This window comes from Aliivibrio fischeri (assembly GCF_009727955.1).
Classification (GTDB): domain Bacteria; phylum Pseudomonadota; class Gammaproteobacteria; order Enterobacterales; family Vibrionaceae; genus Aliivibrio; species Aliivibrio fischeri_A.
In genome coordinates this window covers 38,628-62,972 of sequence record NZ_WOBR01000008.1, presented here as the reverse complement: position 1 = coordinate 62,972, position 24,345 = coordinate 38,628, and the positions used below count along the sequence as shown (strand labels likewise).

Sequence of the window (24,345 nt, the reverse complement as noted above, 5' to 3'; positions counted from 1 at the left end):
TATGGCGATGAAAAAATTGTTGATTGCCTCACTGCTGTTTGGCAGTGTTGCAGCGCACAGTGCAGAAACATTTGTTATTGATGACATACGCTTTGAGGGATTACAGCGTGTTGCATTAGGTGCTGCACTACTTAAAACACCTGTTCGTGTTGGTGATACGATGAGCCAACAAGATGTAGCTCAGGTTATTCAGGCTCTTTTTGCATCTGGCAACTTTGAAGATGTAAAAGTGTTCCGTGATGGTAATGCATTACTTATCAAGGTAACTGAACGTCCAACGATTGCAAATATCTCTTTCTCTGGTAATAAAGCGATCAAAGAAGAGCAGATGCAGCAAAATCTAGAGGCTTCTTCTATTCGAGTTGGTGAAGCGCTAGATAGAACAACCTTAAGTAATATTGAAAAAGGGCTAGAAGATTTCTATTACAGCGTGGGTAAATACAACGCGACTGTACATGCGGTTGTAACGCCACTTCCTCGTAATCGTGCAGACCTTAAATTCGTGTTCACCGAAGGTGTGTCGGCAAAGATCCAACAAATTAACTTTATTGGAAATGAAGTTTTTACTGATGAGCAACTATTAAGCCGTTTTAACTTAAATGTTGATGTTGCTTGGTGGAACTTCTTAGCTGATGAAAAGTATCAAAAACAAGTCCTTGCTGGTGATATCGAAGCATTACGTTCATATTATCTTGATCGCGGTTATTTAAAATTCCAAGTTGATTCAACTCAAGTATCTATTTCACCTGACAAAAAAGGTGTGTATATCGCTTTAACTATTGATGAAGGCGAACCTTACACTGTCAGCGGTGTTAAATTCCAAGGTGAATTAATTGGAAAAGAAGAAGAGTTTAAAAAACTGATCCCGTTTGAAAATGGTGAAGTTTACAACGGCTCTGCGGTAACGAGTTTAGAAGAAAACATAAAGCGTATTTTAGGTGAAGCGGGTTACGCTTATCCTCAAGTTCGTACCATGCCTGAATTTGATGATGAAAACCAAACGGTGTCATTAGTCATCAATGTTGAAGCAGGTAATCGTATGTACGTTCGTGATATCCGATTTGTTGGTAACACATCGACAAAAGATGAAGTATTACGTCGTGAAATGCGTCAAATGGAAGGCGCGTGGTTAAATTCTAAGTCAATTGAGACAGGTAAAAACCGTCTAAATCGTTTGGGTTTCTTTGAAACTGTTGATGTCCAAACTGTTCGTGTACCCGGCTCTGATGATGAAGTTGATTTAGTTTATTCTGTAAAAGAAGCGAACTCTGGTAGTGTTAACTTTGGTGTCGGTTATGGTACGGAGTCAGGCATAAGTTTCCAAGTGGGCTTACAACAAGATAACTTTATTGGTTCAGGTAATCGTGTTGGTATTAATGCGATGATGAACGATTATCAAAAGAACATTAGTTTAGACTACCGTGATCCATACTGGAACCTTGATGGTGTCAGTCTAGGTGGTAAGATCTTCTATAATGAGTTTGAAGCATCAGACGCTGGTATTGTTGACTACACCAACCAAAGCTATGGTGGTAGTTTAACTTGGGGTTTCCCATTTGATGAATTGAACTATTTTGAAATTGGAGTGGGTTATACTCACAATAAAATTTCAAACTTAGAGGGTTATGTACAGATTGAACAGTATCTACAATCTGTAGGTGATGCATATGATAGTGGTGATCAAACCTTAATTGTTAGTGATTTTGATGTCACCTTGTCATGGACGCGTAATAACTTAAATAAAGGGTATTTCCCAACAGCGGGTAACTACCAACGTGCGTCGTATAAAATCACAACACCAAATTCTGATTCACAGTTCTTTAAAGCACAATATGAAGTTCGACAGTACTTCCCATTAACTAAAAAGCATGAGTTTGCTTTATTAATGCGTGGTAAGGCTGGTTATGGTAATGGTTATGGTCAAACTGATGGTAATGATAACCTGTATCCATTCTATGAAAACTTCTATGCTGGTGGCTTTACTACGTTACGTGGTTTTGGCTCAAACTCTGCGGGTCCAAAAGCGGTTTATGCACAAGGTTCAAATGGTGGTATAGGTAACAATACTTCTTATGCGGCAACTGATGATTCTGTCGGCGGTAACGCAACAGCACTAGCAAGTATTGAGTTAATCGTTCCAACACCATTTGCAAGTGAAGAGACTCGAAATCAAATTCGAACTAGTGTTTTCTTTGATATGGCAAGTGTTTGGGATACTGAATTTGATTATAAAGAACCTAAGCCTGGAATGGATGGAGCTCAGTACTACTATGATTACTCTGACCCATCAAACTTCCGTTCATCATATGGTGCAGCTGTGCAATGGATGTCCCCAATGGGACCATTAGTATTCTCAATTGCGAAACCAGTGAAAATTTATGAAGGTGATGATGAAGAATTCTTCAGTTTCACCATTGGTCGAACTTTCTAAGCATTGATAGCTCTAATAGAAAAGTGTTAATGTAAACTGTATTGGTTTATATACGATAATAGTTAAGTAAGGATATGATTTTGAAAAAATTAGTGAAAGTAGCCGCTTTAGGCGCAGTTCTGGTAAGTGGTTCTTTTTTTGCTAATGCAGCAGAAGCAGCAACCAAAGTTGGTTATGTAAACATGGCTCAAATTGTTCAGCAAATGCCACAACGTGAAGCTATTTCAGAAAAGCTTCGTGCTGAATTTAAAGATCGTATTGATGAGTTACGTGGTTTAGAATCAAAAATTAAAGATAAAGTTGAAACTATCAAACGCGATGGTGAGTTATTAGGTGCATCGGGTAAAACGAAGCTTGAGCGTGAAATCGCTTCACTTCAGTCTGATTACAAACTAAAAGCACAAGCTTTAGATGAAGATAACCGTCGTCGTCAAGGTGAAGAGCGTCAAAAGTTAATTATGCAAGTACAACAAACTGTAGAGAAAGTAGCAAATAAAGAAGGCTACGATATGGTTGTTGATGCTGCAACATTGCTTTGGGCTAAACCAGAAGACAACCTATCAGAAAAAGTTATTAAAGCAATTAAATAAGGTTGAATATGTCTCGTATTACGCTTGCTGAATTGGCAGAAAAATTAGATGCAACAGTCCATGGTGATGGTAATGTTGTGGTTCACTCAATCGCTTCGATGAGCAAGGCAAAGGAAGGGGACATTACTTTCCTTTCTGATGCTAAGTATCGTAAACATTTAGGTGAGTGCCAAGCTTCTGCTGTTATTGTTAAAGAAGCAGATGTGGAATTCTGTCAATCTAATGCTCTAATAATGCGAGACCCATATTTAGGCTTTGCACTAGCAGCACAAGCATTGGACACAACACCTGCTCCTGCTAGTGATATTGCACCTTCTGCTTATATTGCTGATGATGCAATTATTGGTGAAGGTGTTGCTATTGGTCATAATGCGGTTATTGAATCAAAAGCGGTTATTGCTGATGGTGCAATAATTGGTGCTGGTTGTTTTATCGGTAAAGAAGCAAAAATCGGTAAAAATACTAAATTATGGGCAAATGTATCTGTTTATCACCGTGTTGAAATTGGTGAAGCTTGCCTTGTTCAATCTGGTACAGTTATTGGTTCTGACGGCTTTGGCTATGCTAATGATCGCGGTACTTGGGTTAAGATCCCACAGTTAGGTTCTGTAATTATTGGCGATAATGTTGAGATTGGTGCAAATACGACGATTGATCGTGGTGCTATTGATGACACCGTTATTGAAAGCAATGTTATCATCGATAACCAAATTCAAATTGCGCATAACGTACAAATCGGATCTGGTTCAGCAATGGCTGGTGGTACTATAGTTGCAGGCAGTACTAAAATTGGTAAGCACTGTATTATTGGTGGTGGCTCTGTAATTAATGGTCATATCGAAATTACTGATGGTGTTACTATCACAGGTATGGGCATGGTAATGCGAGCGATTGGTGAGAAAGGTATGTACTCATCAGGCATCCCACTGCAAACCAATAAAGAATGGCGTAAAACAGCTGCACGAGTTCATAAGATTGATGAAATGAACAAGCGATTAAAAGCAGTTGAGAAAAAGTTAGTCGATTAGTATTAACTTCACTACATTCTAATAAATAAGTATTGGTCTGCATTTTGCAGACCTTTTTCTATCTATTATTACTCTATTTGAGCTACACTATTGCTCAGATACGATATTGTTTTACAGGAATACTATTTTGACTCGTGAAAATAAAACATTAAATATTACTGAAATCCAAGAGTTACTACCTCATCGTTACCCATTTTTACTGGTTGACCGAGTAACTGATTTCGAAGAAGAGAAATACTTACACGCGATCAAGAATGTGTCTGTAAATGAACCTCAATTTACAGGTCACTTCCCACAGATGCCAATTTTCCCTGGCGTATTAATTCTTGAAGCAATGGCTCAAGCAACAGGCTTATTGGCATTTAAATCATTCGGAGCTCCTGCTGAGAATGAACTGTACTACTTTGCAAGTATCGATAAAGCAAAATTCCGTAAACCAGTAGTACCTGGTGATCAACTGGTTCTTGAAGTTGAATTTATTAAAGATCGTCGTGGTATCGCACTATTTAATGGCGTAGCTAAAGTAGATGGCGAAGTTGTATGTTCTGCTGAGCTTAAGTGTGCAAGACGAGAGTTTTAATTATGATTCATGAAACTGCTAAGATTCACCCATCAGCTGTTATTGAAGGCAACGTAACGATTGAAGCTAATGTATCTGTTGGTCCATTTACCTACATTTCTGGTAATGTAACGATTGGCGAAGGTACGGAAGTGATGTCACATGTTGTTATCAAAGGTGACACTACGATTGGTAAAGATAACCGTATTTTTGCTTTTGCAATTATCGGTGAAGAAAGTCAAGATAAGAAATATGGCGGCGAAGCAACAACGGTTGTTATTGGTGACCGTAATGTGATTCGTGAAAGTGTGCAAATTCACCGTGGTACTGTTCAAGATCGTGGTGTAACTACAGTAGGTAGTGATAATTTACTTTGTGTTAATGTACATATTGCACATGATTGTGTTGTTGGTGATAACATCATTATGGGTAACAACGCGACACTAGCGGGTCATGTAACCGTTGAAGATTTTGCTATTGTTTCTGCATTGTCACCTGTTCATCAGTTCTGTACGGTAGGTGCTCACAGCTTTATCGGCGGTGCTTCAGTTGTTGTTCAAGATGTACCACCATTTGTGATGGCACAAGGTAACCACTGTAAACCGTTTGGTATTAATATCGAAGGTCTAAAACGTCGTGGTTTTGAAAAAGCTGAAATCCATGCAATTCGTCGTGCTTATAAAGCGCTTTACCGTAACGGTAACACGCTAGAAGAAGCAAAAGTTGAAATAAACAAAGAAATTGAAGCGTTTCCTGTTCTTCAAGGCTTCTTAGATTTGTTTGAGAAATCAACGCGCGGTATTATTCGTTAATAACGGCATTAAAAACAGTTAAAGTATATAAGGCCTATTCATGTAGGCCTTTTTTATTTGGAGTAAGTATGACCAAACCATTACGAATCGGAATTGTTGCAGGTGAGTTATCTGGAGATACTCTAGGTGAAGGCTTTATTAAGTCAATTAAAGCACAATATCCAGATGCAGAGTTCGTTGGGATCGGTGGACCTAAGATGATAGCTCAGGGCTGTGATTCTTTATTTGATATGGAAGAGTTAGCCGTAATGGGATTGGTCGAAGTGCTTGGTCGCTTACCTCGTTTATTGAAGGTAAAGGCGGAATTAGTACGTTACTTCACTCAAAACCCACCGGACGTATTCATTGGTATTGATGCCCCTGATTTTAACCTTCGTCTTGAAAAAACACTAAAAGATAACGGTATTAAAACGGTTCATTACGTTAGTCCATCAGTATGGGCATGGCGACCAAAGCGTATTTTTAAAATTGATGCTGCTACGGATCTTGTATTAGCCTTTTTGCCTTTTGAAAAAGCATTTTATGATAAATACAATGTAGCTTGTGAGTTTATTGGTCATACATTAGCTGATGCCATTCCTATGGAGACCGATAAATTTGCTGCTCGTGAATTACTTGGTTTAGAGCAAGATCGCAAATGGCTTGCAGTATTACCAGGAAGTCGTGGCGGTGAAGTAGCATTAATAGCAAAACCTTTTATTGAAACTTGTCAACGTATTCATAAACAACATCCAAATATGGGGTTTGTTGTTGCAGCGGTAAATGAAAAACGTCGTGAGCAATTTGAAACCATTTGGAAAGAAACGGCACCAGAACTTGATTTTGTTATTATTCAAGATACAGCTCGAAATGTGATGACAGCAGCCGATGCTGTATTACTTGCTTCTGGTACGGTTGCCTTAGAGTGTATGTTGGTGAAGCGCCCAATGGTCGTGGGTTATCAAGTGAATAAGCTTACGGGATGGATAGCTCAAAAACTGTCGATTACTGAATTTGTTTCGCTTCCTAATGTATTGGCAGGAAAAGAGTTAGTTCAAGAGTTTATTCAAGAAGAGTGTCATCCAGATTTTCTTTATCCTGCAATGGAAAAAGTATTAGATAATGATAATCGTGAATTAATTGAAAAATTTACCGAAATGCATCAATGGATTAGAAAAGATGCAGATAAACAAGCTGCCAATGCCGTATTACGACTAATTAATAAAGAAACAGCAGAATAACCACATGATAAAAAAAACAGAATCAAAAGAATTACCGCCGTTTGAGTATCCAGAAGGATATCAACTTTTCGCTGGAGTTGATGAAGTTGGTCGTGGCCCTTTAGTAGGAGCCGTTGTTACCGCTGCGGTTATTTTGGATCCCAATAACCCGATTGAAGGGTTAACCGATTCTAAAAAATTAACAGATAAAAAGCGTGAGTTGTTATTTCCTGAAATTCAAGAAAAAGCACTAGCGTGGTCATTAGGTCGTTGCGAAGCTCATGAAATTGATGAATTAAATATTCTTCAAGCTACTATGGTGGCTATGCAAAGAGCGATTGCAGGTCTTAATATTACTCCTGATTTTGCATTAATTGATGGTAATAAAGTACCTGAATTACCAATGGCAGGGCTTGCGGTAGTGAAAGGGGATTTACGCGTCCAAGAGATCAGTGCCGCGTCCATTATTGCAAAGGTTACTCGTGATAGAGAGATGGAGGAGCTAGATAAAGCTTATCCTCAATATGGTTTTGCAAAGCACAAGGGCTACCCAACAAAGGCACACTTCGAAGCAATTGAAGAGCACGGTGTTATTTCTGAACATCGCCGAAGTTTTAAACCCGTAAAACGCGTTTTAGGGATTGAATAATGTCTGAACCTAAATTCGTTCATTTAAGAGTTCATAGTGACTTCTCAATGGTGGATGGCTTATCTAAAGTTCCACCATTGGTAAAAAAAGTCGGTGAGCTTGGAATGCCTGCAATGGCATTGACTGACTTTACCAATTTATGCGGTTTAGTTAAGTATTATTTTGCTGCTCATGGTGCTGGAATCAAACCGATTATTGGTGCGGACTTTAAAGTCCAATCCCCAGAGTTTGGCAATGAATTATTTAATTTAACCGTACTTGCAAAAAATAATGAAGGCTATAAAAATCTAACATTATTGATCTCTGAAGCCTATCAACGTGGCCATGTTCAACACACTCCGGTAATGGACAAAGAGTGGTTAGTTAATCATAAAGAAGGGTTAATCTTACTTTCTGGTGGCAAAAGTGGTGATGTTGGTAAAGCGTTATTAAAAGGGAATAAAGAACTTGTTAATGAGTGTGTTGAATTTTATCAAACGCATTTCCCTGAACATTATTATTTAGAATTAACGCGTACAGGTCGAGCAGATGAAGAGAGTTATCTTCATTTTGCGGTTGAATTAGCTGAAAAAGAAAACTTACCTGTTGTTGCAACCAATGATGTTCGTTTTATTAAAGCTGAAGATTTTGATGCTCATGAAATTCGTGTCGCGATCCATGATGGCTTTACCTTAGAAGATCCACGACGTCCTAAGTTATACAGTGACCAACAATACTTACGTTCAGAAGAGGAAATGTGTGAGTTATTTTCAGACATTCCAGAGGCATTAGAGAACAGTGTTGAAATTGCAAAGCGTTGTAATGTAACGGTACGCTTGGGGGAATACTTCTTACCTAATTTCCCAACTGAAGGGATGAAGATTGAAGATTTTCTTGTTAAGAAGTCTCAAGAAGGTTTAGAAAGACGTTTAGCGTTTTTATTTCCTGATGAAAAAGTTCGTTTAGAACGTCGACCTGAATACGACGAACGTCTACAGATTGAGTTAGATGTAATTAACCAGATGGGATTCCCTGGTTACTTCTTGATCGTAATGGAGTTCATTCAATGGTCAAAAGATAATGCGATCCCTGTAGGTCCTGGTCGTGGTTCAGGTGCCGGTTCTCTTGTTGCTTATGCATTAGACATCACAGACCTTGATCCTCTTGAATATGATCTTCTTTTTGAACGTTTCTTGAACCCAGAACGTGTATCTATGCCCGATTTCGATATCGATTTTTGTATGGATAAACGAGATCAGGTTATTGAACACGTAGCTGAAATGTATGGTCGTGATGCGGTTTCTCAAATTATTACCTTTGGTACCATGGCGGCAAAGGCGGTAATTCGCGATGTAGGGCGAGTTCTTGGACATCCTTACGGCTTTGTTGATCGCATTTCGAAGTTAGTTCCATCCGATCCAGGTATGACACTTGCTAAAGCATTTGAAGCCGAGCCTCAACTTCCAGAACTGTATAATGCAGATGAGGAAGTAAAAGCTCTGATCGACATGTGTCGTATTCTTGAAGGTTGTACTCGAAATGCAGGTAAGCACGCTGGTGGTGTTGTAATATCACCAACGACAATCACAGATTTTGCCCCTTTGTATTGCGATGCGGATGGTCATTTTCCAGTAACTCAATTTGATAAAAACGACGTTGAAACCGCTGGTCTAGTCAAGTTTGACTTCTTAGGGTTGAGAACATTAACCATCATCGATTGGGCCTTAGGGTTAGTTAATCCTCGTCTTGAAAAAGAAGGTAAAGATCCAGTTCGAATTGAATCGATACCTTTAGATGATCAAGCATCATTTAATTTATTACAAAATTCAGAAACTACCGCGGTATTCCAATTGGAATCTCGAGGTATGAAAGATCTGATTAAACGTCTTCAACCGGACTGTTTTGAAGATATTATCGCACTGGTAGCTCTTTTCCGTCCGGGCCCGCTTCAATCAGGCATGGTAGATAACTTCATTGACCGTAAACATGGTCGAGAAGAGGTATCTTACCCTGATGCGACATGGCAACACGAATCGTTAAAAGAGACGTTAGAACCGACTTACGGCATTATCTTGTATCAAGAACAAGTTATGCAGATTGCACAGATCTTAGCGGGTTATACGCTAGGTGGGGCAGATATGCTTCGTCGTGCAATGGGTAAGAAAAAACCTGAAGAGATGGCTAAGCAGCGTGGTACGTTTAAAGAAGGTGCTGAGAAAAACGGTGTAGATGGCGAATTGTCGATGAAAATCTTCGACTTGGTGGAAAAATTCGCAGGCTATGGTTTTAACAAATCTCACTCAGCGGCTTATGCTTTAGTTTCTTATCAAACATTATGGTTAAAAACACATTATCCAGCTGAGTTTATGGCTGCGGTAATGACGGCAGATATGGATAATACCGATAAGATCATTGGTCTCGTTGATGAATGTTTCCGTATGAAGTTAACGGTATTACCACCGGATGTTAACTCTGGCTTATATCGCTTTAATGTTAATGAAAAAGGCGCGATTGTTTACGGCATCGGTGCGATTAAAGGCGTTGGTGAAGGCCCAATTGAAAATATTATTGAAGCAAGAAATAAAGGTGGTCACTTTAGAGACTTATTTGATTTCTGTGCTCGTATCGATACTAAGAAAACCAATAAACGTGTGGTTGAAAAACTGATCCGCGCTGGTGCATTAGATAGACTAGGGCCACACCGAGCTGCGTTAATGGCATCATTAGACGATGCGATGAAAGCGGCGGGTCAACACCATCAGGCTGAGTCTTTTGGTCAATCTGATATGTTTGGTGTATTAACTCAAGCACCTGAAGAAGTAGAACAAGCGTATATTCATGTTCCTAAATGGCCAGAGAAAGTATGGCTAGAAGGGGAAAGAGAAACATTAGGGCTTTATTTAACAGGTCATCCAGTTAATGCCTATATTAAAGAGTTGTCTCGATATACGACATGGCGTTTGAACGATGCTCACGTAACTCGACGAGATCAAACAGTAACAGTTGCAGGCTTAGTGATAGCTGCTAGAGTGATGACAACCAAACGAGGTACTCGAATTGGTTTAATGACGTTAGACGACAGATCTGGCCGAATGGAAGTGATGTTGTTCTCAGATGCACTTGATCGATACGCAGATTTACTAGAAACTGATAAAATAGTCCTCGTTTCTGGACAGGTCAGCTTTGATGATTTCAATGGTGGGCTTAAAATGTCTGCCCGTGAAGTGATGTCATTGGGCGATGCGCGCGAAAAATACGCACGTGGGTTATCCGTATCGGTAACCGAATCTCAAATTAATAACCAATTTTTTGAGCGCTTTAGTCAAATACTAGAGCCTAACCGGGCAGGGACAGTTCCGGTCAACGTATATTATCAACGAGCAGATGCTCGAGTGAAGTTGGTCTTAGGGACAGAATGGCGAGTAACGCCAACCGACCAACTGATGGATGATTTAAAGTCGTTGCTTGGCGAACAACAAGTCGAGCTTGAATTTAACTAGATTATTGAAGAACACTAATTTGAGTGTTCTTAAACTAACAAGGATTCTTTGATGAGCCTGAATTTTCTTGAATTTGAAAAACCAATTGCTGAACTAGAAGCGAAAGTAGAAGCGTTACGTGAGATCTCTCGTCGTGGCGGTGAAAATGCGCTTGATCTAGAAAAAGAGATAAAGCAATTAGAAGATAAATGCCTTGAGCTTAAAAAGAAAACATTTAGTGATTTAGGTGCATGGGAAGTTGCTCAACTTGCTCGTCACCCTGAGCGTCCTTACGTTCTTGATTACATTGAGCATATGTTTACTGAGTTTGATGAATTAGCAGGCGATCGTGCTTTTGCTGATGATAAAGCATTAGTTGGTGGTATTGCTCGTTTAGATGGTCGCCCTGTAATGGTTATTGGTCATCAAAAAGGTCGTGGTACAAAAGAAAAAGTAATACGTAATTTCGGTATGCCAAAACCTGAAGGTTACCGTAAAGCGAAACGTTTAATGCAAATGGCTGAGCGTTTTAATATGCCAGTAATTACGTTTATTGATACAGCAGGCGCTTACCCTGGTGTTGGTGCAGAAGAGCGTGGCCAATCAGAAGCTATCGCTATGAACCTAAAAATCATGTCTGAACTAAGTGTTCCAGTTATCTGTAACGTTGTTGGTGAAGGTGGTTCTGGTGGTGCATTAGCTATCGGTGTTGGTGATTACGTGAACATGCTTCAATACTCAACGTATTCAGTAATTTCTCCAGAAGGTTGTGCTTCAATCTTATGGCGTGATTCAGATAAGGCGCCACAAGCTGCAGAAGCTATGGGTCTTGTTGCACCTCGCTTAAAAGAACTTGAGCTGATTGATACGATTATTGATGAGCCTTTAGGTGGCGCACATCGTGATCATAAAGCGACAGCTGAGAACATTAAACAGCGTCTGCTTGAGCAGTTAAAAGAGCTTGATGCATTTGATAATGAGGCTCTACTTGAGCGTCGTTACCAACGCTTAATGAGCTACGGTTACTGCTGATAGCATGTATTGATTCGCGCACAGTAGTCGCGTAATCCAATAAGATAGAGTAAAGTGAAAGCGAGCCTGAGTGCTCGCTTTTTTATTGGAAGAAACCTTAGGTTTAATTGATATGCTTTATTCTCATTTTTCGCAGCAAATAACATCTTATTCCGTTAAAAAACCACATATTGTTGTTGCATTAAGTGGTGGTGTTGATTCGATGGTATTGCTGCGTCTAGCTGCAATGTATGCGAAGGCACATCAGCTAAAATGCATGGCCGTTCATGTTAATCATGGATTAAGTAAACATGCTAGTGATTGGGAAGTGAGTTGTACCTCTTATTGTGAAGAGTTAGGTATTCCGCTTTGTATTGAGCGAGTCAACTTAAAAGTAAGTCCACAAGAAAGTTTGGAAGAGGTGGCAAGAAAAGCTCGTTACCATGTGTTAGAAAAACATATGCGAGCGAATAGTTTATTGCTTACGGGTCAGCACCAAGACGATCAAGTAGAAACGTTTTTTTTAGCACTTAAACGAGGTAGTGGTCCGGCTGGATTATCATCCATGCCATCTATTATCCCTCTTAAAACAGGGTATAAATGTCGACCATTATTGTTTACTTCTCGCCAGCAAATAAAGGCTTATGCAGAGCAGCATCAATTGGTTTGGGTTGAAGATGAAAGCAATAACGATATTCGATTTGATCGAAATTTCTTACGCCATGAAATTACCCCAATTTTGGCTCAACGTTGGCCAAGTTTTGCCTCTTCTGTTTCTCGTAGTGCTCAACTATGTGCAGAGCAAGAAGCGTTACTAGTTGAATTATTACGGCCTAAATTAGAGCAATCTCAAAATGAATATCAAGGCCTTTCTATTAAGCAAATTGAACCAGAATCAGTTGCATCTCGTAATATGTTAATGCGTTTGTGGTTAAAACGGTTTGGTATCCCACTTCCGAGTCAATCTCAGCTTAATATTTTATGGAATGAAGTAGCAATGGCTCAACAGGATGCTAATCCTTGTCTAGAGCTTGGAAATGTACAAATTCGACGTTATCAGGGGTATATTTATTGTGTACCTAAATACCAAGATCTTTCTTTATGGGCAGAAGTATTAGAGAACAAAGTAACGCTACCTGATCATCTTGGAGATATAGAATTACGAATTAGATCTGGTGTAGTTAAAGAGGAAAGAGCTTTGCTCTTAAGAGCTCCGTTACCTAATGAGAAAGTTGAGATCCGTTTTAATGTTATTGGATTAACACCACATCCAGAAACACGCCAACATAGCCGTAAAATGAAAAAACTGTATCAAGAGTATGAAGTACCTACTTGGCAACGCTCTCGGTTGCCTATGTTGTTTTATAACGATGAATTAGCTGCCGTTGCTGGATTGTTTGTTTGTAAAGCATTTTCAGGTCAAGAATGTGAGCTACTTTGGCATAAACCTGTATCAGAATAGACATTCAAAACGAGCTTGGCACAATAACTTAAAATTATAAGGAGCAATGGAATGAAAAAAATAATTGGATTAGCGGTTATCGCATTAATGGCCTCAGCACCGACATTGGCAGCGGGTGATGCAGCAGCAGGAAAAGCAAAATCAGCAATTTGTGCATCATGTCATGGAGCAAATGGAATTGCTGTTATTCCGGGTTATCCAAATCTGAAAGGTCAGAATGCTCAATATATCGTATCGTCATTAAAAGCATACAAAAATAAAGAACGCAGTGGTGGTAACTCAGCAATTATGCAACCAATGTCGATGATGTTAAGTGATACTGATATGGAAAATTTAGCTGCGTATTATTCAACGATGAAATAATAGCAATTTCGCTAACTATTTATTTTAAAATCAAATCATAAATCAAAGCACTGCTGGTATGCGGTGCTTTTTTATTATTGAATGTTTGTGGCCTCTCAACGATAATGACCATATATTCAATGTTGATGTTAAGGGACTAATATGAAAAAGATCGAAGCCATCATTAAACCATTTAAATTAGATGATGTGCGTGAAAGCCTTGCTGATGTTGGCATTACAGGTATGACAGTATCTGAAGTAAAGGGATTTGGTCGCCAAAAAGGTCATACAGAATTGTATCGTGGTGCTGAATACATGGTCGATTTCTTACCAAAAGTGAAATTAGAAATCGTGGTGAGTGATGATGTCGTTGATCAATGTATTGATGCTATCATTGAAACGGCACAAACGGGTAAGATTGGTGATGGTAAGATCTTTGTTACTGATGTTAGCCGTGTTATTCGTATTCGTACAGGCGAAGAAGACGAAGATGCTATTTAATAGTATCAATTTATACTCATACTAACGTGATGATTGTTGTTTATTATTGAGCTGAAATACGGTCATTGTATTGGTGTTAATAGAAGGAAGGAGTGATTAGTCACTCCTTTTTTGTTTATGAAAAAGAAAACGATTGTTCTATCTGGTATCGCTTTTGTTGTTACTGCTGCTTTAGTGGCAAAAGCCATCATTTTTACGGTGCCTAAATCTCCTGAGTTTATTGAATTATCTCAAACACAAGTATCTGCTCAGCCTACTTATCAATCTGGTTGTGAGACGTTCCCAGCTTCGACTCCTTTAGATCGTAATGGAGAATTAAGTGTATTGGTATGGAACATATATAAGCAGCAAAATGACGGATGGAAAAAAGCATTAATTGAATTGTTGAATAAAACCGACTTAGTGCTATTACAAGAGGCTAGCTTAACCACTGAGCTAAAAGAATTTGTGGTTGATAAACGTTATTCGGCAGAATTAGTTCGTGCTTTTGATGTGTTTGATACCAGTGCAGGAGTATTAAGCCTTGCTAAAGAACAAGCACTTAGAGTGTGCGCTCATACAGCGGTTGAACCATGGTTAAGATTACCTAAATCCGCATTATTATCCGAATACCTATTATCGAATGGGCAAGAATTAATGGTGATTAACATCCATGCAATTAACTTCACTATTGGAACGGAAGACTATCAGCAACAGATAGCGTCTTTGTCTAAAGAGGTGAGTCGCCATAGTGGTCCTATGATCATTGCTGGTGATTTTAATACATGGAGTGAAGCTCGTTTAGCAACATTAAGAAAGCAAGTTGAAGAACTGGATATGAAAGAAGTGATTTTTTCGCCAGATGAGCGAATGCGCTTTATGACAGGGTTAGCATTAGATCATATTTTTTATCGAGGATTAGATATAAAAGAAGCGCGCTCGATAAAGAGTCACGCTTCTGATCATAATCCATTACAAGCGATATTTAGCCTGAAAAAGCAGTAATAAAGCCCCATAATGTAAAACAAGTTATCCAAGGAAGGATGGCAATAATAAGTGATTTAGAACGGTCTAAATCAGTCCATGCCCCAAGAGCCGCATAGCTTAAAGCAATGTACCAAGGCATTAATAGTGGGAAAGAGCTAGCGTAAGCTGACCAATGATCCGTCATTGGTAATTTCATTAGACCATTCAAACTATTCAAGTCTGCCGCATAGGGCATGATATTTGCGTGATTAAGCAGTAAGCTTGCGTAACTGGCAATATCACCAATAATGGCAGGGAACATTACAATGGTACTTGCTGCAACCCATTTAAAATAACCATGCTGATATTGGCTTTGTTTTGTTGCTAACTTAAACCATAAAGCAAGCAACAGAATCGAAGCGGTTCGGCCTGTTACATCATTGATTACTTCGCCTGCTAGTAATATCTCTTTTGTTAGCCATTCAGGTTGAACTTGGCCACCAATACTCTCAATTTGAGCACTCAAGTTAGTGGTTACCCAGTCGAAATTCACTAAATCGAAATAGGTTCCCCAAAACATAAATGGGGCAAAGATTAATAGAATATAAGGCAGCCATGCCCATTTGCCACGCTCGTATAGCGCAGCAAAGCAGTCAGCAGGTGATCGAAATATATCGACCAATAAAATCAATGGATTTGAAGAAGGTGTCATACGTTTACCTTAGTAACATCAACGTAAAGTTTTAATTTTTGTCCCGGCTTAATGTAAGAGCCTCGTTCGATGTTATTCCATTTCATTATATCTGTCACAGCGACACTGAATTTCTGTGCGATAGAGCTTAGGTTATCACCTTGTCTGATTTGATAATGAACAGTTCGAATGATTGCACCATCTGAGCTGTTTTTCCAAATCACTAGGTTCTGGCCTACACGTAATGAATCTTTTGGAGCCATGCCGTTCCATTTAGCAAGGTCACGGTAAGAGATGCTGTTATCACGAGCGATGCTCCATAGACTTTCACCGTCTTTTACTTTATGAGTTAATTTGTATTTACCTTTCGCTTTTGCTTGCGTTTTTTTCAAGCGTTGCGGGGCACTTAACGCATACGTTTTATTGCCTTTAGAAGCCGTTGGGATCAATAGATATTGTCCAACACGAATGTTTGCACCATTTAGATCATTAGTTTGTTCAATAATCTTGGTTGTCGTGTTGTGCTTAACCGCTAATTGACTGATGGTATCGCCAGATTGAACTTTATAGCGAACCACTTTCATTGTTTTGTTCGCATTCTTTTTCAAATTAGCATTAAATTGTTCAACATGTTCGATTGGCAGTAATAAGTGGTATGGGCCATCAGGAGAGGTTGCCCATTGATTATAAGCTGGGTTGTAACCTTGTAATTCTGTAATGGAAATGCCCGCAAACTCTGCAGCAATGGCAAGATCTAATTGTTGCTTAGGATCAACCATTTCTAAAACTGGCTTGTTAGGAATTGGTGGTAGTTCAACGCCATATTTTTCGTGGTTCTTAATCACATCAGCTAAGGCAAGCAGTTTTGGAACATAACCACTGGTCTCTTTTGGAAGATCTAAAGAGAAAAAGTCAGTTGGTTTACCTAATCTTTGGTTCTTTTTAATTGAACGAGACACACGGCCGGCACCACTGTTGTATGAGGCAATTGAATGTTGCCAATTACCATCAAAGCGACTGTCGAAATATTCCATGTAATCTAAGGCTGCGGTTGTTGCCGCTGGTACATCACGGCGTCCGTCATACCACCAGTTTCTCTCTAGTTTAAATCGATCAGCTGTACCTGGAACAAATTGCCATAAACCTGCTGCGCTACCATGAGAGTAGGCGAACGGGTCAAATGCACTTTCTACTACAGGGAGTAAAACTAATTCCATAGGCAAACCACGTTTTTCTATCTCAACCGTGATCATATATAAGAATGGCTTTGCTCGCTTTGCAACGGTACGAAGGTGGCTTGGATGTTTGATATACCAATTACGGTAGTAATCAACCGATTCATTATCTGGAATTGGCATTTCAAGTTGCATAGCAATACGTTGCCAAACATCTTCTTGTTCTTGAGGGGTAGGAGCCGGTTTTTCAACAGGTTTAACTTCTGCTGCTTTCGGCTCTGTTTTTGAAGGCGTGGTGATTGCTGAGTTAGTATCAGGCTGTGTTTTTTCAGGTGTTGGTGCCGTTTGACAGCCTGCTAATAATGCGAGTCCAATCCAATGGAATTTCAGTTTCATTATGTATTGCCTTCAGTGTGTTTAATCGTATTAATATTTTTATTTGGAGGCGAATAATACTTTGCAACCACACATCAAACAAGTTTCATACTTAAAACTCGTCCTTCCATCTTCTTAATGCGGTAAAGATCTCAACCTCGGTACTATCTTGCACTTTACTTGCTACCGATTTCTTTACATTCGCTTCACTTGTTCTTAAAAAAGGATTAATGAGTTTTTCTCGTTGTAGAGTCGATGGTATAGTCGATTTGCCATGAGCTCGTAAATGAAGAACTTTTTCTCTATAACGCAATAGGTAATCATTATCTGGCTCAACAGCGAGTGCAAATGCTAAGTTTGATGCTGTGTATTCATGTGCACAGTAGACTTCAGTTTCATCAGGTAATGCGGCCATTTTTTGTAATGAATTAAACATTTGTTCCGCAGTGCCTTCGAATAATCGACCGCAACCGGCAGAAAAAAGAGCATCACCACAGAAAAGCTTTTCATCGCCAATATAAGCAACATGACCATTGGTATGCCCAGGTACGCCTAATACCATGAATTGCTCATCAAATAACTCAACAAAATCGCCATCCCCAACGGGGTGAGTTAAGGTAGGGATAGGTTCATTTTCAGGACCGACAACATTGACGTTAGGGAACTGTCTTACCAACTCAGGAACGCCACCGATATGGTCGTGGTGGTGGTGTGTAATTAAAATTGCATCTAAAATAAAGTCATGCTCTTTAATGCACTCTAAAACAGGGGTTGCATCACCGGGATCGACAACAACACAATGATTGTGATTGTTGTGAATTAACCAAATGTAATTATCATTAAATGCAGGTATGCTTTTTACTGATAGCATTCACATTTCTCCAAACTTTTTATTATTCGATGGTATAGGTAACGATCTTGATTAAGCCAGCACTGCTTGATAAAAAAATTGAAAAACCACATTCATGGGAAGATATCCCTCATGGAGAGTGGATTTGTGAGCTTATTCAATCACGTTTGGATGAGTGGTGTCCCAAACTGTTCGGTTACCATATGCTCAAAATTGGTGGACTGAGTGCTGAGTTAGATAGTCGCTTTTGTAATATTAAACACCAAGTTAACCTAGATAACAAAAATTCGCTAAGAAATATTACTGCAGAATTGCCTCAATTGCCGTTTCTTGAGAAAAGTATTGATGCTTGTGTTCTCGCTCATCAGTTAGATTATTCATCAGACCCTCATCAATTACTCAGAGAAATAGATCGAGTGCTTATTGGTGATGGCTACGTTATTTTAACGGGATTTAATCCAATGAGTGCTATTGGGCTTGCAAGCTTATTTCCATGGCGTAAAAATAATTTACCTTGGAGTGGACGTATGTTTACTCCTCACCGAATAAAAGATTGGTTGAGCGTATTGAATTTTGAAGTGGTGTATAGCGATTGTTTTGCTTTAGCTCCACTGACACGTTATCGCACGATGTGGACATGGTTTGAAGGGCTAGGTGGTGATGCTGTTAAGCCGATTAGTGGTATTTACTTTATCGTTGCGAGAAAACGAACATATCCATTAAGGCCTATAAAATCGGCTTGGAAAAAGAAGCCAAAGCTGGCTCCTATTTCTGTGGCTCAAACCCGTCAAGGGAAAATGGGATCTGATTAACCTGGATAACCCGTATCATCTTGTGTCGGATTTTCTGCTGCGGTTCTTGCTAATTCATCACACATTTCGTTTTCACGATGACCTGCGTGACCTTTTACCCAGCGCCAATCAATTTTATGGCGCTCAGATTCAGCATCTAATTGTTTCCAAAGATCGGCGTTGACTACTGGTTTTTTATCGGCTTTTTTCCAATCTCTTTTTTTCCAACCGTGAATCCACTGAGTGATCCCTTGACGAACATACTGGCTGTCAGTCGTTAGTATTACAGAGCAAGGCTCTTTTAGATTACGTAGTGCAACCACCGCAGCTAACATTTCCATACGGTTGTTAGTGGTTTTATTAAACCCTTCGGAAAATGTTTTTTCTGTCCCTTTATAGCGCATTACAATGCCATAACCGCCTGGACCTGGGTTACCTAAACAAGAACCATCTGTGAAAATTTCAACCTGTTTCATTATCTCTGTTATCATTAGAGGAATTTAGAAATAGTCTGACACAAATGAACCTATGAATGCTAGCAACAATTCTTCGAATCGAATTATAGTTCTCGATACAGAAACCACAGGTATGAACTTCTCCGGTGGTCCTGTTTATGAAGGTCACCGTATCGTTGAGATCGGTGCCGTAGAGATCATTAACCGTAAATTAACCGGTAATCACTTCCATGTGTACATTAAGCCAGATCGATTAATCGATTTAGAGGCGATTGATGTTCACGGTATTACCGACGAATTCTTATATGATAAACCCGAATATAAAGACATTCATGATGAATTCCTTGAGTTTATCAAAGGGGCTGAATTAGTCGCTCATAACGCGCCCTTCGATGTCGGCTTTATGGATTATGAATTCAGTAAGCTCAATAAGTTAATTGGTACCACGGATCAGTATTGTAAAATTACCGATACCTTGGCCATGGCGAAAAAGATATTTCCAGGTAAACGTAATAACCTAGATGTCTTGTGTGAACGCTATGGTATTGATAATTCCCACCGTACCCTTCACGGCGCTTTACTCGATGCGGAGATCCTAGCTGACGTTTACCTGTTAATGACCGGTGGACAAACAAGTTTGAGTTTCTCATCAGGGGATAATTCATCTGATTCAGAAGAAGAAACCATTAAAAGATTGAATTCTGGAAGAAAAGGGTTAAAGGTTTTGCGTGCAACGGCCGATGAATTAGAAGCGCATGAAAAGCGTTTAGATATTGTTGGTGATGCCTGTTTGTGGCGCAGTTAGGAGTTTGAGTATGTGGCGGTTATTGATAATTGCACTTTTTGTCCCTATGGTTTCTTGGGCTAAAAGTACGGAGATGTCTTGGTTGGATAACCGTTTTCGTGTTGATCCTACGATTAAACAAGTTTCTTTTTTAGTTTATCGTGAGAAAGCATCTCAAGCTGTCACACTTGTGCGCCCTGATGGCACCAAATATTATGCTTGGGAACATCCTAAGAATGTCGCTTGGTATGAAGAAAATGGCATGGATATTATTTCTATTGAAAACCCAATGCCTGGACCATGGCAAGCAATAGGGAAGATCACTCCTGAAAATAAAGTGAAGATTTTATCTAACTTAACGTTAAGCGTTGATACCTTACCAAAGAAATTGTACCAATCTGAAACGCTTAAGTTTACTGCACGTTTAGAGCAAGATGGAAAGCCATTAGTTTTAAGAGATTTTTTAAATCGTATTAAATTAAATGTGACGTTTACGCCTTATCTTGCCAATGAAAAAGAGTTAGTAAAAGAAGCGCGCCCACTACCTGAAGTTCTAGGAACGTTTGAGGATGATGGTGAAGGCTTGGATGAAGTTGCTGGCGATGGTGTGTTTACGGTTAACTTACCAGTTAATATTAAACCAGGAAAATATTGGGTTCGCATTCAATCTCGTAACGGTGTTTTCTTAAGAACCGTTGAGCAAGATGTATTGGTATACCCAGCGCCTATTCGTGCAAGCTTTACGCAAGCACGTAATGAAAACCGTAAACATACAATGACTATAGATACGGAAGCTGGCGCAATAAAAGCAGGTTCACTTGCGGCTCATATTGAACAAGTTGATCCAAAAGAAAGAGTAACGATTACTCAAGCTCAGTCAGAAAAAGACGAAACTAAATTGTATTTTGATTTACCAAATAGTTATTTACCGGGTAAAAACTCATGGTTTGGATGGGTGTATGCAACGGATATGGCAACAGATAGACCACTGCAATTTAATTTAGGAACTCATAATTATGGTGTTACTGAACCGATTGATTTAAAAGCTGCACATGAAGCGAGACTAAAAGCAGCCGCTGAGAAGAAAAAACTTGAAGAGCAGCAAAGAATAATAGAAGAGCGAGCAGAGGCTCGTAAGTGGTTCTGGATTTATGTTGTTGCTGGTAATTTATTGATTATAGTACTTATTTTTGCCGGGATTTTAGCTTGGAAAAAAATCAAGGTAACAAAAGCGGTAAAAGATGCAGCGCCAAAAGCAGAAAAGTTATCCATGCCACCGCCGCCAAAAGTATAAAATCACGTTAGTTAAGATTAAAACCGCAGTTTTTGCGGTTTTTCTCATTAATACGTTGTCTTTTGTAGTGTTTTGTTACATTTAGCCCAAAGTTAACGTTTGCTTTTTTATAAAATTTGAATTATCAGTGTAGCTTATTTATACTCCTCGCTTCAATTAAGTGAGGTATGTTTTGATTACATGTAAGTCGAAGTTAGAAGCTGCATTTAAGCAAGCGTTAGAAGCAGACAACAATGAGCGAACACTAATTAACGCTGCAGAAGCATTAGGTTCATGCAATAAAACCATTGATTGCTTATCACTTGAAGAAATAATTTATTTAAAATTAGTAATGTCTTTACCTTAATAAGATAGAGACATTATGAAAAAGGCCAGAGTAATGTTAGTTACTCTGGTCTTTTTTGATTTTAAGGGTTATGCGATTTTACTGTGCTCAACACTGTGGTTTTGTGGTTTTACGATAAGTTCGCTTGGGTCAAAGTCATCAACGTTGATGGTTGCTAATCGACTTTTCTCTGCTTTACGTAATAACAGCGCTTCTTTGTCAGAAATTATATTGAGTTCTAATCCAACTTTCGCCACGCGATCAAGCTGCATAAATGGTAAACGTTGCTTAGACTCTTTGCATACGCGGTCATAAATTGGTTCAGCAGTTAAAATATCAATTAATGCTTCTTCCATTTTTCCTACAGGGTTAAAGCGACTTGCCTCCAAGAATAACCCTCGACCAATTCGACTACGAACGCCTGACGGTTCTTGAAGAATACGCGCTAATTTATGGTCAAGTTTGTCGCTTGGTTTCTGACGACGAAGTCCGGTTGGTAATAGAATAAAGCGCATCGCACCAGCAACAAATCGATTTGGAAAGTTAGACAGTAATCCATCAATCGCTTGTTCTGCTTGATGTAGAGAATCTTGAACGCTCCAATGAACCAGAGCTAAATCTTCTTTTTGACGACCATCATCATCAAAACGTTTTAAGGTTGATGTTGTTAAATAAAGTTGACTTAATACATCCCCAAGACGTGCAGACATACGTTCACGACGTTTTAAACTTCCTCCTAATACAGCCATTGAAATATCAGACAATAAAGCAAGGTTTGTACTGTATCGGTTTACTTGTTGGTAATAACGTTTGGTTTCATCATTAAATGGTGTTTTCGAGCCATAACCATCCGTTAAGCCAAGCCAGAAACTGCGAACGAAATTACTGATACCAAAACCAATATGTCCAAAGACTGCGGAATCGAATTGTTCTAATGATGCTTTTTTATCATCGAGATAAGCGGCGTCCATTTCAGCAAGAACATAAGGGTGACAACGAATAGCTCCTTGGCCATAAATGATCATTGAACGAGTGAGAATGTTTGCCCCCTCAACCGTGACAGCGATCGGTGAACCTTGATAGCCTCGAGCTAAGAAGTTGGAATTACCTAAACAGATCCCTTTACCACCTGAAATATCCATTCCATCAATAGCGACACGCTGAGCTCGATGTGTACAGTGGTATTTCACAATTGCAGAGATAACTGATGGTTTTTCGCCTTGAACAATACCTGCAACGGTTAAGTTACTCGCAGCGTCCATCATGTAAGCATTACCAGCCATACGTGCTAATGGTTCTTCAATACCTTCCATTTTACCAATAGGAAGCTTAAATTGACGACGAATGCGAGCGTAAGCTCCTGTTGCAAGTGCTGCTGTTTTCGCTCCACCTGTGGCATTAGATGGCAGTGTAATACCACGACCAACCGACAAGCATTCCACAAGCATACGCCAACCATGTCCTGCCATTTTTTCTCCACCAATAATGTAATCTAGTGGAACAAATAGATCGTTACCCTGAGTTGGACCATTTTGGAATGGTACGTTTAATGGGAAATGACGACGGCCAATCTTAACGCCATCTAAATCTGTTGGGATAAGAGCACAAGTAATACCAAGATCTTTTTTGTCACCAAGCAAACCATCTGGATCTTGAAGTTTGAAAGCTAAGCCTAAAACGGTAGCGACAGGTGCGAGTGTGATATAGCGTTTGTTCCAAGTAATACGCATACCAACGACTTCTTCACCTTCCCACATACCTTTAGTCACAACACCATAGTCAGGAATTGAACCTGCATCAGACCCCGCTTCTGGGCTTGTTAGTGCAAAACATGGGATCTCTTTACCTTCAGCTAGACGAGGTAAATAATAGTTTTTTTGTTCATCTGTACCGTAATGTTGTAATAACTCACCAGGACCTAATGAATTAGGTACACCAACAGTGATAGAGAGTACACCAGATACGCTGGTTAATTTTTGAAGTACGCAAGATTGAGCATAGGCAGAAAATTCTAATCCACCGTATTTCTTTTTAATGATCATAGCGAAGAACTTATGATCTTTTAGGTATTGCCATACTTCTGGTGGAAGATCGGCAAGCTCATGGGTGACTTCATAGTCATTAACCATACGGCAGACCTCTGTTACTGGACCATCCATAAAAGCTTGTTCTTCATCTGATAGCGTATTTTTAGGGATACCATGAAGAAATTTCCAATCAGGGTTGCCTTTAAATAATTCGGCTTCCCACCAAACTGTACCGGCTTCAATAGCATCTTTTTCGGTTTGTGACATTTCAGGCATAACGCCTTTGAATAGCGAAAGTGCTTTATTACTGAATAGAGATTGTCGAATTGAAGGAATATTTAGTGGAACTGAGACCAATAAAAAGACAGCCCAAGAAATAAAACCTGCGTAACCTAACCCAGAGCTAATGGCAAGAATACCTGCAATAACCAAGGTTGAGGTTTTCAAAGATTGTCGATGATAGCTTAATGCAGCAAGTGCAATTACAGTTGCTAATAGTGTCAGGGCCATGTGATTCTCCTTTTCCGGCGCTGCTCTGTTTGTAGGAACAGAGGTATTACGATTACATGTCGTAAATTTATTATCTAGGTA

22 protein-coding genes are annotated in these 24,345 nt (G+C 39.4%); 17 read left to right on the top strand and 5 right to left on the bottom strand.

What is annotated here, in order from left to right; all coding sequences use genetic code 11:
- The first annotated feature begins 1 nt into the window (after nt 1).
- From bamA to GNP81_RS12035, 13 genes are all read left to right on the top strand, one after another.
- Complete coding sequence (gene bamA, locus GNP81_RS12095) at nt 2-2,431, top strand: outer membrane protein assembly factor BamA (protein ID WP_155669790.1); 2,430 nt, start codon at nt 2-4, stop codon at nt 2,429-2,431.
- Between the two features lie 74 nt (nt 2,432-2,505).
- On the top strand, nt 2,506-3,021 hold the full coding sequence (locus GNP81_RS12090) for an OmpH family outer membrane protein (protein WP_011262427.1): 516 nt from the start codon (nt 2,506-2,508) through the stop codon (nt 3,019-3,021).
- A gap of 8 nt (nt 3,022-3,029) precedes the next feature.
- Nucleotides 3,030-4,049: a UDP-3-O-(3-hydroxymyristoyl)glucosamine N-acyltransferase gene (gene lpxD / locus GNP81_RS12085; protein WP_155673340.1), complete on the top strand. Its 1,020-nt coding sequence runs from the start codon at nt 3,030-3,032 to the stop codon at nt 4,047-4,049.
- Nucleotides 4,050-4,176: 127 nt separating this feature from the next.
- On the top strand, nt 4,177-4,629 hold the full coding sequence (fabZ, locus tag GNP81_RS12080) for a 3-hydroxyacyl-ACP dehydratase FabZ (protein ID WP_005420541.1): 453 nt from the start codon (nt 4,177-4,179) through the stop codon (nt 4,627-4,629).
- 2 nt (nt 4,630-4,631) lie between these two features.
- The gene (gene lpxA / locus GNP81_RS12075; protein ID WP_005420540.1) at nt 4,632-5,420 is read left to right on the top strand and encodes an acyl-ACP--UDP-N-acetylglucosamine O-acyltransferase; all 789 of its coding nucleotides are present in this window, start codon (nt 4,632-4,634) and stop codon (nt 5,418-5,420) included.
- A 68-nt stretch (nt 5,421-5,488) separates the two neighbouring features.
- Entirely contained in the window at nt 5,489-6,640 is a 1,152-nt protein-coding gene (gene lpxB, locus GNP81_RS12070; RefSeq protein WP_155673339.1) for a lipid-A-disaccharide synthase, read from the top strand.
- Between the two features lie 4 nt (nt 6,641-6,644).
- Nucleotides 6,645-7,268: a ribonuclease HII gene (gene rnhB, locus GNP81_RS12065; protein ID WP_155673338.1), complete on the top strand. Its 624-nt coding sequence runs from the start codon at nt 6,645-6,647 to the stop codon at nt 7,266-7,268.
- Nucleotides 7,268-10,747 (top strand): DNA polymerase III subunit alpha, encoded by a 3,480-nt coding sequence (gene dnaE, locus GNP81_RS12060; protein ID WP_155669784.1) that lies wholly within the window; start codon nt 7,268-7,270, stop codon nt 10,745-10,747. Before rnhB ends, dnaE begins: the two co-directional genes overlap by 1 nt.
- 51 nt (nt 10,748-10,798) lie before the next feature.
- On the top strand, nt 10,799-11,758 hold the full coding sequence (accA, locus tag GNP81_RS12055; RefSeq protein WP_011262422.1) for an acetyl-CoA carboxylase carboxyl transferase subunit alpha: 960 nt from the start codon (nt 10,799-10,801) through the stop codon (nt 11,756-11,758).
- 70 nt (nt 11,759-11,828) lie between these two features.
- Nucleotides 11,829-13,199 carry a tRNA lysidine(34) synthetase TilS gene (gene tilS / locus GNP81_RS12050; protein WP_336495504.1) on the top strand — a complete coding sequence of 457 codons (1,371 nt, stop codon included), beginning with the start codon at nt 11,829-11,831 and terminating at the stop codon, nt 13,197-13,199.
- 51 nt (nt 13,200-13,250) lie between these two features.
- Nucleotides 13,251-13,562 carry a c-type cytochrome gene (locus GNP81_RS12045; RefSeq protein WP_005420520.1) on the top strand — a complete coding sequence of 104 codons (312 nt, stop codon included), beginning with the start codon at nt 13,251-13,253 and terminating at the stop codon, nt 13,560-13,562.
- 141 nt (nt 13,563-13,703) lie between these two features.
- Nucleotides 13,704-14,042 (top strand): nitrogen regulatory protein P-II, encoded by a 339-nt coding sequence (glnB, locus tag GNP81_RS12040; protein ID WP_005420517.1) that lies wholly within the window; start codon nt 13,704-13,706, stop codon nt 14,040-14,042.
- 117 nt (nt 14,043-14,159) lie between these two features.
- Entirely contained in the window at nt 14,160-15,026 is an 867-nt protein-coding gene (locus GNP81_RS12035; RefSeq protein ID WP_155673337.1) for an endonuclease/exonuclease/phosphatase family protein, read from the top strand.
- On the opposite strand, the gene GNP81_RS12030 is transcribed toward GNP81_RS12035, so the two are convergent.
- The 3 genes from GNP81_RS12030 to gloB all read right to left on the bottom strand — a co-directional run bounded on the left by GNP81_RS12030 (nt 15,007) and on the right by gloB (nt 18,099).
- Nucleotides 15,007-15,699, bottom strand: a complete 693-nt coding sequence (locus GNP81_RS12030) for a YIP1 family protein (protein WP_155669780.1) — start codon at nt 15,697-15,699, stop codon at nt 15,007-15,009. The genes GNP81_RS12035 and GNP81_RS12030 overlap by 20 nt on opposite strands.
- On the bottom strand, nt 15,696-17,249 hold the full coding sequence (locus tag GNP81_RS12025; protein WP_155669778.1) for a lytic transglycosylase: 1,554 nt from the start codon (nt 17,247-17,249) through the stop codon (nt 15,696-15,698). The genes GNP81_RS12030 and GNP81_RS12025 overlap by 4 nt, the downstream gene beginning before the upstream one ends.
- A gap of 91 nt (nt 17,250-17,340) precedes the next feature.
- The gene (gene gloB, locus GNP81_RS12020) at nt 17,341-18,099 is read right to left on the bottom strand and encodes a hydroxyacylglutathione hydrolase (RefSeq protein WP_155669776.1); all 759 of its coding nucleotides are present in this window, start codon (nt 18,097-18,099) and stop codon (nt 17,341-17,343) included.
- A 50-nt stretch (nt 18,100-18,149) separates the two neighbouring features.
- On the opposite strand from gloB, the gene GNP81_RS12015 reads away from it, so the two are divergent.
- On the top strand, nt 18,150-18,890 hold the full coding sequence (locus GNP81_RS12015) for a methyltransferase domain-containing protein (protein ID WP_336495506.1): 741 nt from the start codon (nt 18,150-18,152) through the stop codon (nt 18,888-18,890).
- Here GNP81_RS12015 and rnhA read toward each other — a convergent pair.
- On the bottom strand, nt 18,887-19,360 hold the full coding sequence (rnhA, locus tag GNP81_RS12010) for a ribonuclease HI (protein ID WP_081248912.1): 474 nt from the start codon (nt 19,358-19,360) through the stop codon (nt 18,887-18,889). The two genes, GNP81_RS12015 and rnhA, sit on opposite strands and share 4 nt — an antisense overlap.
- 37 nt (nt 19,361-19,397) lie before the next feature.
- Here rnhA and dnaQ point away from each other — a divergent pair, with 37 nt between their 5' ends.
- From dnaQ to GNP81_RS11995, 3 genes are all read left to right on the top strand, one after another.
- Entirely contained in the window at nt 19,398-20,129 is a 732-nt protein-coding gene (gene dnaQ / locus GNP81_RS12005; RefSeq protein WP_155669770.1) for a DNA polymerase III subunit epsilon, read from the top strand.
- A gap of 10 nt (nt 20,130-20,139) precedes the next feature.
- On the top strand, nt 20,140-21,402 hold the full coding sequence (locus GNP81_RS12000; protein ID WP_011262412.1) for a TIGR03503 family protein: 1,263 nt from the start codon (nt 20,140-20,142) through the stop codon (nt 21,400-21,402).
- Nucleotides 21,403-21,574: 172 nt separating this feature from the next.
- Nucleotides 21,575-21,748 (top strand): hypothetical protein, encoded by a 174-nt coding sequence (locus tag GNP81_RS11995; RefSeq protein ID WP_155673336.1) that lies wholly within the window; start codon nt 21,575-21,577, stop codon nt 21,746-21,748.
- Between the two features lie 68 nt (nt 21,749-21,816).
- Here the strand turns inward: GNP81_RS11995 and fadE are convergent, their stop codons facing one another.
- Complete coding sequence (gene fadE, locus GNP81_RS11990) at nt 21,817-24,264, bottom strand: acyl-CoA dehydrogenase FadE (protein WP_155673335.1); 2,448 nt, start codon at nt 24,262-24,264, stop codon at nt 21,817-21,819.
- Nucleotides 24,265-24,345 lie beyond the last annotated feature (81 nt).

Bases quoted from the DNA above. Each gene is read 5' to 3' on its own strand.
- bamA (WP_155669790.1), top strand. From the start codon at position 2: ATGGCGATGAAAAAATTGTTGATTGCCTCACTGCTGTTTGGCAGTGTT.
- GNP81_RS12090 (WP_011262427.1), top strand. From the start codon at position 2,506: ATGATTTTGAAAAAATTAGTGAAAGTAGCCGCTTTAGGCGCAGTTCTG.
- lpxD (WP_155673340.1), top strand. From the start codon at position 3,030: ATGTCTCGTATTACGCTTGCTGAATTGGCAGAAAAATTAGATGCAACA.
- lpxA (WP_005420540.1), top strand. From the start codon at position 4,632: ATGATTCATGAAACTGCTAAGATTCACCCATCAGCTGTTATTGAAGGC.
- lpxB (WP_155673339.1), top strand. From the start codon at position 5,489: ATGACCAAACCATTACGAATCGGAATTGTTGCAGGTGAGTTATCTGGA.
- rnhB (WP_155673338.1), top strand. From the start codon at position 6,645: ATGATAAAAAAAACAGAATCAAAAGAATTACCGCCGTTTGAGTATCCA.
- dnaE (WP_155669784.1), top strand. From the start codon at position 7,268: ATGTCTGAACCTAAATTCGTTCATTTAAGAGTTCATAGTGACTTCTCA.
- accA (WP_011262422.1), top strand. From the start codon at position 10,799: ATGAGCCTGAATTTTCTTGAATTTGAAAAACCAATTGCTGAACTAGAA.
- GNP81_RS12045 (WP_005420520.1), top strand. From the start codon at position 13,251: ATGAAAAAAATAATTGGATTAGCGGTTATCGCATTAATGGCCTCAGCA.
- glnB (WP_005420517.1), top strand. From the start codon at position 13,704: ATGAAAAAGATCGAAGCCATCATTAAACCATTTAAATTAGATGATGTG.
- GNP81_RS12035 (WP_155673337.1), top strand. From the start codon at position 14,160: ATGAAAAAGAAAACGATTGTTCTATCTGGTATCGCTTTTGTTGTTACT.
- GNP81_RS12030 (WP_155669780.1), bottom strand. From the start codon at position 15,699: ATGACACCTTCTTCAAATCCATTGATTTTATTGGTCGATATATTTCGA.
- GNP81_RS12025 (WP_155669778.1), bottom strand. From the start codon at position 17,249: ATGAAACTGAAATTCCATTGGATTGGACTCGCATTATTAGCAGGCTGT.
- gloB (WP_155669776.1), bottom strand. From the start codon at position 18,099: ATGCTATCAGTAAAAAGCATACCTGCATTTAATGATAATTACATTTGG.
- rnhA (WP_081248912.1), bottom strand. From the start codon at position 19,360: ATGATAACAGAGATAATGAAACAGGTTGAAATTTTCACAGATGGTTCT.
- dnaQ (WP_155669770.1), top strand. From the start codon at position 19,398: ATGAATGCTAGCAACAATTCTTCGAATCGAATTATAGTTCTCGATACA.
- GNP81_RS12000 (WP_011262412.1), top strand. From the start codon at position 20,140: ATGTGGCGGTTATTGATAATTGCACTTTTTGTCCCTATGGTTTCTTGG.
- fadE (WP_155673335.1), bottom strand. From the start codon at position 24,264: ATGGCCCTGACACTATTAGCAACTGTAATTGCACTTGCTGCATTAAGC.